Source organism: Hymenobacter psoromatis, assembly GCA_001596155.1.
In the GTDB taxonomy this organism is placed as follows: Bacteria; Bacteroidota; Bacteroidia; order Cytophagales; family Hymenobacteraceae; genus Hymenobacter.
The window spans coordinates 2,978,820-2,992,005 of the sequence record CP014771.1; the positions used below are offsets into that span (position 1 = coordinate 2,978,820).

Annotated in this window: 13 protein-coding genes; 9 read left to right on the forward strand and 4 right to left on the reverse strand. The window is 62.6% G+C overall.

Annotated elements, in window-relative coordinates:
* The first annotated feature begins 10 nt into the window (after positions 1–10).
* From A0257_12580 to A0257_12610, 7 genes are all read left to right on the forward strand, one after another.
* Complete coding sequence (locus A0257_12580; GenBank protein ID AMR29745.1) at positions 11–529, forward strand: urease accessory protein UreE; 519 nt, start codon at positions 11–13, stop codon at positions 527–529.
* Between the two features lie 5 nt (positions 530–534).
* Positions 535–1,224 (forward strand): urease accessory protein UreF, encoded by a 690-nt coding sequence (locus A0257_12585; GenBank protein AMR27842.1) that lies wholly within the window; start codon positions 535–537, stop codon positions 1,222–1,224.
* Positions 1,225–1,463: 239 nt separating this feature from the next.
* Positions 1,464–2,102, forward strand: a complete 639-nt coding sequence (locus tag A0257_12590; GenBank protein ID AMR27843.1) for an urease accessory protein UreG — start codon at positions 1,464–1,466, stop codon at positions 2,100–2,102.
* 12 nt (positions 2,103–2,114) lie between these two features.
* Positions 2,115–2,933 carry a hypothetical protein gene (locus A0257_12595; GenBank protein AMR27844.1) on the forward strand — a complete coding sequence of 273 codons (819 nt, stop codon included), beginning with the start codon at positions 2,115–2,117 and terminating at the stop codon, positions 2,931–2,933.
* A gap of 6 nt (positions 2,934–2,939) precedes the next feature.
* Entirely contained in the window at positions 2,940–3,641 is a 702-nt protein-coding gene (locus tag A0257_12600; GenBank protein AMR27845.1) for a hypothetical protein, read from the forward strand.
* 78 nt (positions 3,642–3,719) lie between these two features.
* A complete protein-coding gene (locus tag A0257_12605; GenBank protein AMR27846.1) occupies positions 3,720–4,019 on the forward strand; it encodes a hypothetical protein in 300 nt (99 codons plus the stop codon).
* A gap of 15 nt (positions 4,020–4,034) precedes the next feature.
* Positions 4,035–4,538, forward strand: a complete 504-nt coding sequence (locus A0257_12610) for a hypothetical protein (protein ID AMR27847.1) — start codon at positions 4,035–4,037, stop codon at positions 4,536–4,538.
* 137 nt (positions 4,539–4,675) lie between these two features.
* Here A0257_12610 and A0257_12615 read toward each other — a convergent pair whose 3' ends face one another.
* On the reverse strand, positions 4,676–4,885 hold the full coding sequence (locus tag A0257_12615) for a hypothetical protein (GenBank protein AMR27848.1): 210 nt from the start codon (positions 4,883–4,885) through the stop codon (positions 4,676–4,678).
* Positions 4,886–5,359: 474 nt separating this feature from the next.
* On the opposite strand from A0257_12615, the gene A0257_12620 reads away from it, so the two are divergent.
* Both A0257_12620 and A0257_12625 read left to right on the forward strand, forming a co-directional pair.
* The gene (locus A0257_12620) at positions 5,360–7,693 is read left to right on the forward strand and encodes an ATPase (GenBank protein AMR27849.1); all 2,334 of its coding nucleotides are present in this window, start codon (positions 5,360–5,362) and stop codon (positions 7,691–7,693) included.
* Between the two features lie 29 nt (positions 7,694–7,722).
* A complete protein-coding gene (locus A0257_12625) occupies positions 7,723–8,100 on the forward strand; it encodes a copper-transporting ATPase (GenBank protein ID AMR27850.1) in 378 nt (125 codons plus the stop codon).
* 43 nt (positions 8,101–8,143) lie between these two features.
* Here A0257_12625 and A0257_12630 read toward each other — a convergent pair whose 3' ends face one another.
* The 3 genes from A0257_12630 to A0257_12640 form a co-directional block, all read right to left on the reverse strand.
* Entirely contained in the window at positions 8,144–8,551 is a 408-nt protein-coding gene (locus tag A0257_12630) for a hypothetical protein (GenBank protein ID AMR27851.1), read from the reverse strand.
* A 41-nt stretch (positions 8,552–8,592) separates the two neighbouring features.
* Complete coding sequence (locus tag A0257_12635) at positions 8,593–11,199, reverse strand: hypothetical protein (protein ID AMR27852.1); 2,607 nt, start codon at positions 11,197–11,199, stop codon at positions 8,593–8,595.
* A gap of 408 nt (positions 11,200–11,607) precedes the next feature.
* Positions 11,608–13,167 carry a hypothetical protein gene (locus A0257_12640; GenBank protein AMR27853.1) on the reverse strand — a complete coding sequence of 520 codons (1,560 nt, stop codon included), beginning with the start codon at positions 13,165–13,167 and terminating at the stop codon, positions 11,608–11,610.
* Positions 13,168–13,186 lie beyond the last annotated feature (19 nt).

Consider the following 13,186-nt stretch of genomic DNA (forward strand, 5'->3'; position numbering starts at 1 on the left):
GTCTCACATGATGATAATTACCGAAGTACTGGGCAACGTGGCGACTACCCCCCTGAACGGGCGGCAGTGCGACCCGCTGTCCCTCGAATGGTTTGAGCCCACCAAGCGCATTCTGCGTAAGCACTCGGCCGGCGGGCGCGAAATGGCCATCCGGCTGGTGCGTGAGGGCCAGCGCCTGCACGAGGGCGACATCGTGTGGCAGGACGAGTACACGGCCGTGGTGGTGGATATTCTGCCGGCCGAGGCCATCGTGGTCACGCCCACTTCGCTGCTGCAAATGGGCACCATCTGCTACGAAATCGGCAACAAGCACCTGACCCTGTTCATCCAGGACGACCAGGTGCTGGTGCCCTACGAAGCGCCCCTGTTCCGGTTGCTGGAAGCCACCGGCTACCAGCCCCGGCGCGAAACCCGCCAGCTGCTCCACATGCTGAAAGCCAACGTAGAGCCCCACGGCCACGGCGGCGGCTCGTCGTCGGGCGGCGAGAGCCTGTTTACCAAAATCCTCAATCTGACCACTAAACCCTGAGCCGGATGGCTGCCGCTTATCTGCTGGGGCTGCTCCAGCTGGCCGACCCCATGCTGCCCATCGGGAGCTACGCCCACTCCAACGGGCTGGAAACCTACGTGCAGCAGGGTTTGGTGCATGATGCCCACTCGGCCGCCGATTTCGTGCAGCGGATGCTGGCCGCCAACCTGCTCTATAACGATGCCTCCTACGTGCGGCTGGCCTACCACGCCGCGACCGACGAGGCCCTACCCCCCCTGCTGGCCCTGGACGAGGAATGCACGGCTCTGAAAGGCCCCCGCGAAATCCGGGAAGCCAGCGAGAAGCTGGGGCTGCGGCTGCTAAAAATATTCCGCCCGCTCACGGATTTCCCGCTGGCCACGGCCTACACTGCGGCCATTCAGGGGGGTAGGGCGCGGGGGCATTACTGCCTGGCGTTTGGGCTGCTGGCGCAGCAGCTGGCCATTCCGCTGCCCGAAGCCCTCACGGCGTTCTACTACAACGCCGCCGCCGGCCTGGTTACCAATGCCGTGAAGCTGGTGCCGCTGGGCCAGCAGGACGGCCAGACCATCCTCTTCGGCCTGCATGAGCGGCTGGCCGAGCTGGTGCGCCAGACCCTGACCCTGGACCGGGCGCTGGTGGGCATTTGTAACATCGGTTTCGATATCCGCTGCATGGAGCACGAGCGGCTGTATTCGCGGTTGTATATGTCTTAAGTGGTCTGGCCTCGTTCAACGGCGCGCCTCACCCCCCGGCCCCCTCTCCGAAAAGGAGAGGGGGAGCCTGATGATTGAGTTAAGAGTTAAAAATATAATATTTATTTATTAAATCTTAACTGCGCAAAGCCGGTGTCCCCTCTCCTTTTCGGAGAGGGGGTCAGGGGGTGAGGCGCGCCGTTGAACGAAACCAAAAGCCAGTTTCCACTACTTTTTCCATTCCCAAATTCCTTCGTCCAATGAGTGACCGCACATATATTAAAGTAGGGGTAGCCGGCCCGGTAGGAGCGGGCAAAACCGCCCTGATTGAGCGCCTGTCGCGCCGAATGCTGCATGATTACAGCTTGGCCGTCATCACTAATGACATCTACACCAAAGAGGACGCGGAGTTTCTGGCCCAGAACAGCGCCCTGTCGCCGGAGCGCATCATTGGGGTCGAAACGGGCGGCTGCCCGCACACGGCCATCCGCGAAGATGCCAGCATGAACCTGGAAGCCGTGGACGAGATGGTGCGCCGCTTCCCGCAGGTGGATATCGTGTTTATCGAGAGTGGCGGCGATAACCTCTCCGCCACGTTCAGCCCCGAGCTGGCCGACGTGACCATTTTCGTGATTGACGTGGCCGAAGGCGAGAAAATCCCGCGCAAAGGCGGCCCCGGCATCACGCGGTCCGACCTGCTCATTATCAATAAGATAGACCTGGCTCCCTACGTGGGCGCGAGCCTGGAGGTGATGGAGCGCGATGCACGCCGGATGCGCAACGGCAAGCCCTTCGTGTTCACCAATCTGATGACGCTGGAAGGGTTGGATTCCGTCATTGAGTGGATTCGCAAATATGCCCTGCTGGAGGACGTGGCCGAGCCGGCTTTGGTGCGGTAAGTAACCAAGCGAATGATTAATAAACTGAATTTAACTACGGCCTGCCGGGCCGGCATCACCTACCTGAAGGATGCTTACTGCACCTCGCCCTTCAAGCTGTTGCCGGTGGGTGAGGACCGCCACGACCCGTGGCTGCGCCTGATGCTGATGAGCTCGTCGCCGGGCATCCTCGACGGCGACCAATACGAGCTGACCCTGAACCTGACCGCCAACACCCGCCTGCACTTGCAGACCCAAGCCTACCAGCGCCTGTTTCACATGAAGCAGGGTGCCAGCCAGCACCTGGAAGTGCATATGGCACCGGGCAGCCACTTTTACTACATCCCGCACCCGTCGGTGCCGCACGAGAATTCCATCTTCCGGGGCCACAACGTGCTGCACCTGGCGGCCGACAGCAGCCTGGTGTGGGGCGAAATCGTGACCTGCGGCCGCAAGCACTCGGGCGAAGTGTTCAAATTCACGCACTTCCAGAATCTGACGGAGGTGTACCGCGCCGGCCGGCTGGTGTTCAAAGACCACCTGCTGCTGCGGCCCGATGACGCGGCGATGGCGGCCCTGGGCCAGTTTGAAGGCTTCACGCACCAGGCCACGCTGTTTTGCCTCGGCGAGCAGCCCGCTACCCCCGCCCTGGCCGACCAGGTACACGAGCTGCTGAGCCAGGAAAAAAAGCTGGCCTTCGGCGTCAGCCTCACCGCCCACCACGGCCTGCTGGTGCGCCTGCTGGGCCACGGCGGCGAACAGCTGTTGCGCTGCCTGAACCAGGTGGGCAATCTGGTGCAGGCGCGACTGGCCGCGCCCGTGCCCGCCGCCTCGCTACCCGTCCTAATATAACCCTCTATGAGCAAGGAAATTGCGATGCTCGTAGTGGTGGCCATCACGGTGAGCTGCCTGCACACGTTCACGGGTCCCGACCACTACGTGCCCTTCATCGCCTTGTCGCGCACGCGGCACTGGTCGGCGCTCAAAACCGTGTTCGTTACCATCGTGTGCGGCATCGGGCACGTGGGCAGTTCGGTCCTGCTCGGGATGCTGGGGGTAGGGCTGGGCTGGTCGCTGTCGAAAATCGGCGGCCTGGAAGCGGTACGGGGCGGGGCCGCGGGCTGGGCCATGCTGATTTTCGGCCTGGCCTACACCGCGTGGGGCCTGCGGCAGGCGCAGCTCAACAACCCGCACAAGCACTTCGATGCCTACGACGACGGCTCGGTGTATGTATTTGAGCACAAGTACGGTGACGTAGTGCTGCCGCAGGACCGCCGCAAGGTAACGCCCTGGGTGCTGTTCGTCATCTTCCTGCTCGGCCCCTGCGAGCCGCTGATTCCCATGCTCACCTTCCCGGCTGCCAAAGGCTCCACGGCCGGCGTCGTCATCCTGGTGTCGGTGTTCACCTTTTTCACCCTGGTCACGATGGTCGTCATGGTGATGCTGGGGTATTACGGCTACGCTTTCTTGAAAACTGACAAGCTGGAGCGCTACGTCCACGCCCTGGGGGGCGGCACGATTTTAATCTGCGGAATAGGCATGGTCTTTCTGCAATGGTAGGCACCTCAAACAACCCCTTTCATGGAAACTAAATCAGAGAACTTCCTGATTGCCAACCTCATCGGCATGGGGTAGGCTATGCTTCAGGAAAACAAGTGGACGGGCCTGCTCTTCCTGATAGGCATCTGGTACGGCGACCCGATAATGGGAGTCGCCGTTACGCTGAGCGTGGTCGTCGGCACGGCCACCGCTTTGCTTTTGAAATACGATAAAGCCGAGATTTACAGCGGCTTATATGGTTTCAACGCGGCACTGGTGGGGGCGGCGCTCAACTTTTATTCCGGGACGAGCGCGCTGATATGGGTGTTTATCGTCGTGGCTTCGGCCTTGTCAACAGTGTTGATGCACGTATTCCTGCGCCGGGGCCTGCCAGCCTAAACCTTCCCTTCTATTGTGCTGACGTGGATAGTCATTTACCTGCTGCTGCACGTGTGTGGTGTGCCTTACGTCGTGCATCCGGCCATGCACGAAGACTATAGCGATGCCACGTCTATGACGAGCCACGGCTTTGGCGAGGTCATTTTTCAGGGCGGAGGGATTACGGGCCTGATTTTCTTTATTGCCATTTTCATCAACTCGCCCATCTGCGCGCTCTATGGTCTAGTGGGGGCTATGGTGGGGGCTTCCGCCTTGCACTTCATCAACGAGCCGCAGGCTGAAATCAACTTCGGTCTGTTCAGCTTCAATGGCGTGCTGTGCGCCATCGCCTTTGCCGGCCCCAAGCCTCGCGACGGCCTTTTCGTGCTGCTGGCTTCGACCCTGGCGATGGGCATCAACGCGCTGATGGTGAGGTGGAGCGTCATTTCCCTGACCTTTCCGTTCGTGCTGGCCTCCTGGCTCACGCTGGTGGTGCGGCGGCTGGTGCCGCCCCGGCGGCAGCCCGTAGTCAGCAGCTAGGGAAGCTTCCGAGTGGGCGCGCTCAGCCAAAGTCAGAACGATAAAATGCAGTGCGAAAAGCAGCGGGGCTTACGCAGGGTTTCGCGTATCGTACGCAAATACTAAGCAGGTCTGAGGTCTGGCAATCCCTACCCCCCCTACGCGGCCTGAATGTGGAAGCCGGCCTCCTCAACGGCGTGCACTACCTGGGCAGCGGTGAGCTTTTCGGAATTGATGGTTAGAATCTTATCGGGGTTGGCCGTATCAACCTGCCAGTTGCCGGCACCGGCCTCGCGGTTGAGAGTAGGCGTCACGGCCTTGATGCAGCCGCCGCAGTTGATGTTGGTCTTAAATTTCAGGGTTTGCATGACGAATGGAGTTAGCAGCCACCAGCAAGTAGTGGCTTGTTGACAAGGAAGCTACGTGCGCAGTAGCGCGGACTTTCCAATTCGGGCGCGGGCAAAGCGAACAGGCGGCACCGAACGGCGCGCCCGCCCGGCGATGCTCACTTTGCCCGCGCCCGAACTGGAAAGTCCGCGCTATTTCCTATACCGCTTTAACGTAAGCCAGCGGCGACGGGTGCCCGCCAGGAGGCATAAGATTGCGCCGGAATTATATAACATTCGGGAGTGGGCCCTACCCCTTGCTTGCCCGCCAGCGCTCTTTTTTCACCAAGAGTTTCATCCCACACCTGTGGTACCCACCAAGTAGGTTACCCGCGACGATGTTGCCCGAATTCTGTACGCGACAGGACTAATTGAATGCCGCTATTTTCGCACGCGCATCGTCCCTTTGCGGTTAAGTAAACAGAACTTCTGCCGGCCACCGCGCCGCCCCGCAATATGGACCCTACCACCCTGGCCCCGGCCGCCGCTGCCGGCACCGAAACGGCCACCCTCGACATTGAGGGCATGACCTGCGCTTCCTGCTCTAACTTCGTGGAGCGGGCCCTCAGCCGCACGCCCGGCGTGCAGCGCGCCGTGGTGAACCTGGCCACCGAAAAGGCCACCGTCGATTTCCTACCCACCCAAATTGACCGCGCCGGCCTCCGAGCCGCCGTGGAAGAAGCTGGCTACGGCGTGGCCGAAACGGCCACAACCACGGCCGCCGCCGGCCAGCCCGCCAGCCCCCTGGCCACCGACGACGAGCTGACCGCCCGCAAAGCCGCCGCCTACGCCAAGCTGCGCCGCCGCTTTGGGGTGGCGGTGGCGCTGGCCGCCGTCGTGATGCTGCTGAGCATGACCATGCTGTGGCCCGCCCTGGCAGCGCGCGTTAATATGCCGATGCTCAACTACTTGCAGCTGTTCCTTACCCTGCCGGTAGTGCTGTACTGCGGGCGCGAGTTCTACGTGTCGGCCTGGAACGGGCTGCTGCACCGCACCGCCAGCATGGACACGCTCATTGCGGTGGGCACCGGCGCGGCGTTCGCGTTTAGTCTGGTGGCCACGCTGCTGCCGGGCGTGCTCACCGGCCGCGGCATCCAGCCGCACGTTTATTACGACACCACGGCCACTATTATCGCCCTCATTTTGCTGGGCAAGGTGCTGGAGGCGCGGGCCAAGGTCCAGACTTCGGCCGCCATTCGGGCGCTGCTGGGCTTGCAGGCCCGCACGGCCCGCGTGGTGCGCGGCAGCCAGGAAGTGGACGTGCCCATCGAGCAGGTGCAGCTCGGCGACGTGGTGGTGGTGCGCCCCGGCGAGAAGGTCGCCACCGACGGTATTATTCAGGAAGGCTACTCTGCGCTCGATGAGTCGATGCTGACTGGCGAGAGCCTGCCGGTCGAAAAGAAGGCCGGCGACGCGGTGTTTGGCGCCACCATTAATAAGACGGGCTCCTTTCGCTTTGAGGTGACGAAAGTGGGGGCCGCGACCATGCTGGCCCAGATTGTGAAGCTCGTGAGCGACGCCCAGGGCAGCCGCGCGCCCATTCAGCGGCTGGCCGACCGCGTGAGCGCGGTGTTCGTGCCCACGGTCATTATCATTGCGTTAGCCACGTTCGTCATCTGGTTTGACTTTGCGCCCGAAGCCACCCGGCTGCCGCTGGCGCTGGTCAATTTCGTATCGGTGCTCATCATTGCCTGCCCCTGCGCGCTGGGGTTGGCCACGCCCACAGCCATCATGGTGGGCACCGGCAAAGGGGCTGAGTATGGCGTGCTCATCCGCAACGCCGAGGCGCTCGAAAAAGCCTACCAGGTCGATACCGTGCTGCTCGACAAAACCGGCACCATCACCAAAGGCGAGCCCGCCGTGACCGACCTGCTGCCCCTGGCCGGCCACCAAGCCACCGACCTCCTACCCCTGCTCGCGGCCGTGGAGCACCGGAGCGAGCACCCGCTGGCCGCCGCCGTCGTGCGCTACGCCGAGCTGCCCGCCCACCAGCCTGGCCCCGCCCCTACCCCCCTCGCCACCAGCGACTTTCGCGCCATCGAGGGCCAGGGCGCGGCGGCCACGGTGGGCGGTAAAAAGGTGCTCATCGGCAACCAGCGCCTGTTGCGCGAGGCCGGCGTGGTTATTACCCCCGCGCTGGAGCAGGCCGCTGCCGGCCTGCTGGCCGAGGCCAAAACCGTGCTCTACGTGGCCCTCGATGGCCAGTCGGCCGCCGTTATCGGCGTGGCCGATACGCTGCGCGATACTTCCATTGCCGCCATTAAGCAGCTGCAAGCGCAGGGCCTGGAAGTGGTGATGATGACCGGCGACAACCCCCAAACGGCCGCCGCCGTGGCCGCGCAAGTGGGCATCACGCGGTATTTTGCCGAGGTGCTGCCTGCCGATAAGGCCGGCAAGGTGCAGGAACTGCAAGCCGAGGGCCGCGTGGTGGCGATGGTGGGCGATGGCATCAACGACGCGCCCGCCCTGGCCCGCGCCGACGTGGGCCTGGCCATGAGCACCGGCACCGACGTGGCGATGGAAGCCGCGCCCATCACCCTCATGCGCGCCGACTTGCAGGGGGTAGTAACCGCCATCGCGCTCTCGCGCCACACCATGCGCACGATTAAGCAAAACCTATTCTTCGCGTTCGTTTACAACACGTTGGGTATTCCCATCGCGGCCGGCCTGCTCTACCCCTTCACCGGCTGGACGCTCTCGCCCATGATTGCGGCCGGCGCAATGGCCCTCAGCTCGGTGTCGGTGCTCACCAACTCGCTGCGGCTGCGCAGCTTTTCGGTTAAAAATTGAGGATGACGTTCTTTTAACCTTAATTTATTATGGATACTACCCAACTCCTCGTCACCGCTATCGGCCTGATTATCATGGTCTTCGTGGGCTGGTTTTTCTTCTTGGCCCCGCACCAGCGGGCGGCGGCGGTGTCGTCGGCGGCGGGCGTGCAGCAGGTCGATATCACGGTGAAGGGCGGCTACTCGCCCAACGTGATTGAGGTGAAAAGGGGCGAGCCGGTGCGGCTCAACTTCTACCGCGACGAAGAAAGCTCGTGCTCGGAAGAGCTGCTGATGCCCGACTTTCACATCCGGCGCGACCTGCCAGCCTTCCAGACCACGGCCGTGGAGTTTCTGCCGAAAGAAGTCGGCAAGTTCGAGTTTACCTGCGGCATGCACATGCTGCGCGGCAGCGTGGTGGTGCGGTAGGCACCGGCCCCTACCCCCCTCGCGGCGGCCGAAGGCGGGCGCTTTATTGCGGGAAGTATTGCTGCAAAACGCCCCATATCTTCTCCTCGGTGAGCGGCTTGCTGAGCGTGCCCGCGATGGGCAATTGCCGCACGCGCTCCAGGTCGCGCGGGTGCACCGAGGTGGTGAGCAGCACCACGATGGTTGCCTGGCGCTGGGCCAGGGGCAGGTGCTGGTAGGCCTCCAAAAACTCGATGCCGTTCATCACGGGCATGTTCACGTCCAGCAAAACCAGGGCCGGGCACTTGGGCGTGGCCTCGCCGCACGCTGCCTGCAGAACGGCGAGCCCTAACGCGCCGTTTTCGGCCACGAGCAAGGTATCGGAGACACCCAGGCGCTTGAACAACAAGTTGTTTAGAAAGTTAGTCGTCGAGTCGTCGTCGATTAGCAGCACGCTGGAGAATTTTTTCATACCTCGCATAAAGTCCCGCGCCGCGGGGATGGGTTACAAAATCAGTTGGGCAGCGAAACGATAAAGCTGGAGCCTACCCCCGGCTCGCTTTGCACCGCGATGGTACCCCCGGCATTCTCCACTATTTTTTTGACCATATACAGCCCAATGCCCGTGCCTTCCACGTGCGTGTGCAGCCGCTGAAACAGCCCGAACAGCCGGGCCTGCTGCGCCGCGTCGAGGCCCAGGCCACTGTCCTGCACGCGTAGCTCAACGCTATTATCCTTCAACTCGCTGGTAATACGCACCCGTAACGGGCGGTCGGGAGCGCGGTATTTGAAGGCGTTGCTCAGCAGGTTATAGACCACCGAGCGCAGGTTTTTTTCGGAGAAAGTCATAACCTGGCCGGGCGGCACGGCCACCTCCAGCCGGCCGTGCGCGGCCAGCACGGGGTCCAGGTCGAGCACGACTTCTTCAATCACCTGGCGCAGCAGCACTTCCTGGGCCGGCTGGGCGTGTGCCTGCTGCAGCTTGCTCACCTCGGTGAGGTCGCCAATGGTTTTTTGAAAGCGCTCCACCGCCGCGTGCATGCGCGCCAGAATGGGCTGCACCAGCGCCGCCCGGCGGGCTTCGGCGGGCAGCTCGTGGGTGAGGGCGTGGAGCAGGCCCTCGATGTTGGCGATGGGCTGCTTGAGGTCGTGCGAGGCGGTATAGATGAAATTATCCAGGTCCACGTTGGTGCGCGTGAGCTGGCGATTGGTATCGGCCAGCTCCTCGTTGGTGGCCTGCATTTCTTCGTTGATGGCCGCCAGCTCCTCATTCAGGTTCTGCACCTGCCGGCGGGCCAGCACCTGGGCCGTCACGTCGGTGGCCACGCAGGCAATGCCCGTTTGCCGGCCATCGGCGGCGTGCAGCGGCTGGTACACGAAGTTGAAGTAGCCCACTTCGCCCGGCTCGTGGCGGGCCAGCCGCACGGGTCGCTCCTGAGTGGCGTAGGGTTGGTCAGATTGGCGCACTTCGTCGAGCAGCTCCCGCAGGCCCTGGCCTTGCATCTCGGGCAAGGCCGTGAAAAAGGGCTGGCCGGCCAGGTGCGCCGAGGGGTAGCCCAGCATATCACTCATCGAAGGATTAACCACATCGAGCAGATAGTCAGCCCCCCGAAACACGGCAATCGCCACCGGTGCCTGCTCAAATAATTCGTGCAGACGCTGCTGCGGCGCGGCGCGCGCTTGCCGGGCCAGCACCTGCTCGGTCACGTCGTTGGCATAGGTCACCAGGCCATCAATCTGGCCCTTTTCATCAAAGCGCGCCTGGTAGGTCAGGTCGAAATAGCTATCTTCGACGGGGCCGCCCTCCCTGCGGGCCAGCGGCACCAGCACTTCCTTGCCTTCAAACGGAGTTCCCGTGCCATACACGCCGCGCAGGATGTCTATTATTGGTTGGGCCTCCAGCTCGGGCAGAACCTGAAGCAGGGGTAGGCCCAGCAGCCGCCGGCCCGGAAACAGCTGCTGGTAGCCGGGGTTCACCAGCTCGTATAGCAACTCAGGGCCGCCAAAAATGCAAATGGCTGCCGGCGCGCTCATAAACAGGTCTTCGAACTGGTGCCGCTGGCGCTCCGTGTCGGCCCGCGCCGCGCGCGCGTCCTGGGTGCGAGCCGTCACGCGCGTTTCCAGCTCCTGGTTGAACTGCTGAAGTTGGAGCTGCGCGTGCGTCAGCTCCGCGTTGGCATGCAAAAATTCTTCGTTGCTGGCGTGCAGCTCCTCGTTGATGGCGGCCAGCTCCTCGTTCAGCTCCTGCACCTGCTGGCGGGCCAGCACCTGGGTCGTCACCTCGTAGGCAAACACGAAGATGCCATTGACGGTGCCGCCCAGGTCGTGGCGGGCCTGGTAGATAAAGTTATAGTAGCGCGCTTCCAGCTCCGGCGCGCCCGAGTTGTCGTGGTCGAGCCGCACCGGCATCTCATTGGCCCGAAACGTTTCGCCGGTGCGATACACTTGGTCGAGCAGCCCGAAGATGGGCTGGCCGGCCAGCTCGGGCATTGCCTCGGCAATGGGCTTGCCCACCAGAGGGCGGGTGCCCACCAGGGCCTGGCAGGGCGGGTTCACGAACTGGAACACGTGGTGCGGCCCGTCAAACACGCAAATCATGGCCGGCGCTTCCTGAAACGTTTGGTAGAGCTGCAGGCCCTGGGCCTCGGCGGCGGCAGTGGCCTGCTCACGGGTCTGGCTGTCGCGCGGCTCTACCTCGGCCCGCACCTGCTCCGTCACGTTCGTAAGGGTGTGAATAAGATGACTCACCCGGCCCTGGGCGTCGAGCACGGGCGTGTTGAGGGGCAGCCAGTGGCGCTTCACGAAGTGGCCGGGACGCTCGGGGTCGGGCACTTCGTAGTGCTGGCGGGCCATCTCGTGCGGCAGCCCGGTGGCCAGCACCTGCGCCAGCGAGGCGCGCAGGGTGCGCACGCCCTGGGCCTCGGGCGGGGCGGGGTTGTCGGGAAAGACGTCGAACACGTCGCGACCCAGCAGGTCCGCGCGCCGCGTGAGGGTAGCGGCCAGGTAGGCATCACTCACGGCCTCGATACGCAGGCCTGGCGTGAGCAGCAGGCAGGGCGCGGGCAAGGCGTTGAAAACGGGCAGCAGGGGAGCGAGGTTAGTCGGGGAAGCGGCGGGCATGAAGCAGAAAAGCAGCGCGGTTGAAGCAGAATAATACGACAAGCACCCCCACAACCAAAAATCCAGCCGACTGATTAAAACACTTTTTCCTTCTCCGGCCCTACCCCCCTCGGGACGCCGGGCGAAGGCGACATCGCCACCGCCTGCCCGCCAAGAGCCGGCGGCTGGCCTCAGCCTGAGTTTCTGGCCACTAGGAATTGTGGCACAAAATTATATCGTGCTACTGCTCCAGGCTATCGGTGCTCGCCGGTTGGCAGCAAAAAATCCCTAGGCCGCCAACGCAAAGGAGCCCGTCGATTATCGACGGGCTCCTGGGCATTTGAAACATTTATACTCGGCGCTTTCACGCCTCCGCCACGGCCGGGCGTTGGCCCCTGGGGAGGGGGTAGGGCCGAGGCCAGCGTGACTCTAGTAGCCGGGATTCTGGGTTAGGTTGGTATTCGCGCCTAACTGTTGGTTTGGAATGGGGAAGATGAGATAGGTCGCCGGGCTGGTCTGGGTTCGCTCCTGCACGGGCAGCAAGAATTTACCAAAGCGCACTAAGTCCTGCCGGCGCCACATTTCCAGATACAGTTCCCGACCGCGCTCGTCGAGCAGGGCATTCAGGTCTACGGACGCCAGGGCGCTGGCCGCGCGCGAAGGGTCGGTGCGAATGGCGTTGACCAGGGCCAGGGGGGTACTGCCATAAGTACCCGCGCTGGTGCCGGTGCCACCCCGCAGGATGGCCTCCGCCTTCATCAGCAGTACGTCGGGCAGGCGCAGCATTGCCAGGTCATTGTCGGTTAGCGCGGTCGGGTCGTTCGGAATATCGGGGGCGTACTTATAGGGCCGGATACCGGTCACCTCCAGGTTAGTACCGGTTTCGATAATGCTCACGGCCCTGGTGAATGCCAGCGGGTTGCCTGAGCGGTCAGTAAGCGCAGTACCGGTGGTTAGGTCATACTGCTGGCCAATGAGGAAGCCTACGTTGACGTGCTGGCCGGGGTTGGGTAGGCGGCCGGGATATACGTAGTTTTGGCCCCGGCGCAGGTCGGTGGCCTCAAACTTATCATAGAAATCAGAACCTACGCACGGCCCATTGTAGCCGCTGGGGTTCATATTGTAGTGCGACACGAAACGCCAAAGGTCACGCATAGGTCCACTGCTCACGCCTCCGATATTGACCTGCGTGAAGATATTTTCCGTGCCAATGGCTGAGTTATTAGGCGCGAAGTTATCAAAATAATTAGCCGCGAACTTGTACTTATTGCTGCTGATTATTTGGTCGGCCAGCGTAATAACCTGGTTCATATCGGCCGCGTCGAACGTGGGGGCCGACCGGTCAGCGTACACGCCTTTGTTGATATAGCACTTCATGAGCAGCCCGCGGGCAGCATCCTTAGTAGCCAAGCCTACCGGGCCGTCGGGTAGGTCATTGAGGATGGCGGTTACTTCGCTCATGACGAAGGTCAGCGCCTCCGGGCCCTTGCGCACCCTGGCCAGTTGCGTCACGGGCTCGCCGGGGTCGCGGTAGGGCACCTGGTCAAACATATCCAGTTCCCAATACATGGCCCAGGCGCGAAGCATCCGGGCCTGCGCCGCCTGCGAGGGGGTAGGGCTGTACTGCAGCATGTCAGTAGCCGCGTAGATGGTGCCGTTCACCGCGTTGAACGTGCCCAGAATCTGGGTGTTGTTCGCATCCCAATTTTGGAGGTGCAGTTGCCGCCACACGCCGTTGTCGTCCCAGTCCGGCCCGCGGGTGGGCATAATGCGCTCGTCGGTAGTAACCTCCGACAGGGCAAAGGCATTGGTGGCTCCCTGAAAGGGAACGCGGGCGATGACGTACACCCCGTCGAGCAGTGCCGAAACGTTGATGTTGCCGCCCGTGCTAGCCTTTGTTACGGCGCTTTGCAGGTCTTCATTCAGTTTGCAACTATCGGCCAGTTGCGTCAGGGCTAGTAGCAGGGCCGCGCTTACTATCTTTTTCATATAAAGTATAGGGGGGTGG

What these genes read in the sequence shown, in the direction of transcription:
- A0257_12580 (AMR29745.1), top strand. Translation starts at nt 11, where the DNA reads ATGATAATTACCGAAGTACTGGGCAACGTGGCGACTACCCCCCTGAAC.
- A0257_12585 (AMR27842.1), top strand. Translation starts at nt 535, where the DNA reads ATGGCTGCCGCTTATCTGCTGGGGCTGCTCCAGCTGGCCGACCCCATG.
- A0257_12590 (AMR27843.1), top strand. Translation starts at nt 1,464, where the DNA reads ATGAGTGACCGCACATATATTAAAGTAGGGGTAGCCGGCCCGGTAGGA.
- A0257_12595 (AMR27844.1), top strand. Translation starts at nt 2,115, where the DNA reads ATGATTAATAAACTGAATTTAACTACGGCCTGCCGGGCCGGCATCACC.
- A0257_12600 (AMR27845.1), top strand. Translation starts at nt 2,940, where the DNA reads ATGAGCAAGGAAATTGCGATGCTCGTAGTGGTGGCCATCACGGTGAGC.
- A0257_12605 (AMR27846.1), top strand. Translation starts at nt 3,720, where the DNA reads ATGCTTCAGGAAAACAAGTGGACGGGCCTGCTCTTCCTGATAGGCATC.
- A0257_12615 (AMR27848.1), bottom strand. Translation starts at nt 4,885, where the DNA reads ATGCAAACCCTGAAATTTAAGACCAACATCAACTGCGGCGGCTGCATC.
- A0257_12620 (AMR27849.1), top strand. Translation starts at nt 5,360, where the DNA reads ATGGACCCTACCACCCTGGCCCCGGCCGCCGCTGCCGGCACCGAAACG.
- A0257_12625 (AMR27850.1), top strand. Translation starts at nt 7,723, where the DNA reads ATGGATACTACCCAACTCCTCGTCACCGCTATCGGCCTGATTATCATG.
- A0257_12630 (AMR27851.1), bottom strand. Translation starts at nt 8,551, where the DNA reads ATGAAAAAATTCTCCAGCGTGCTGCTAATCGACGACGACTCGACGACT.
- A0257_12635 (AMR27852.1), bottom strand. Translation starts at nt 11,199, where the DNA reads ATGCCCGCCGCTTCCCCGACTAACCTCGCTCCCCTGCTGCCCGTTTTC.
- A0257_12640 (AMR27853.1), bottom strand. Translation starts at nt 13,167, where the DNA reads ATGAAAAAGATAGTAAGCGCGGCCCTGCTACTAGCCCTGACGCAACTG.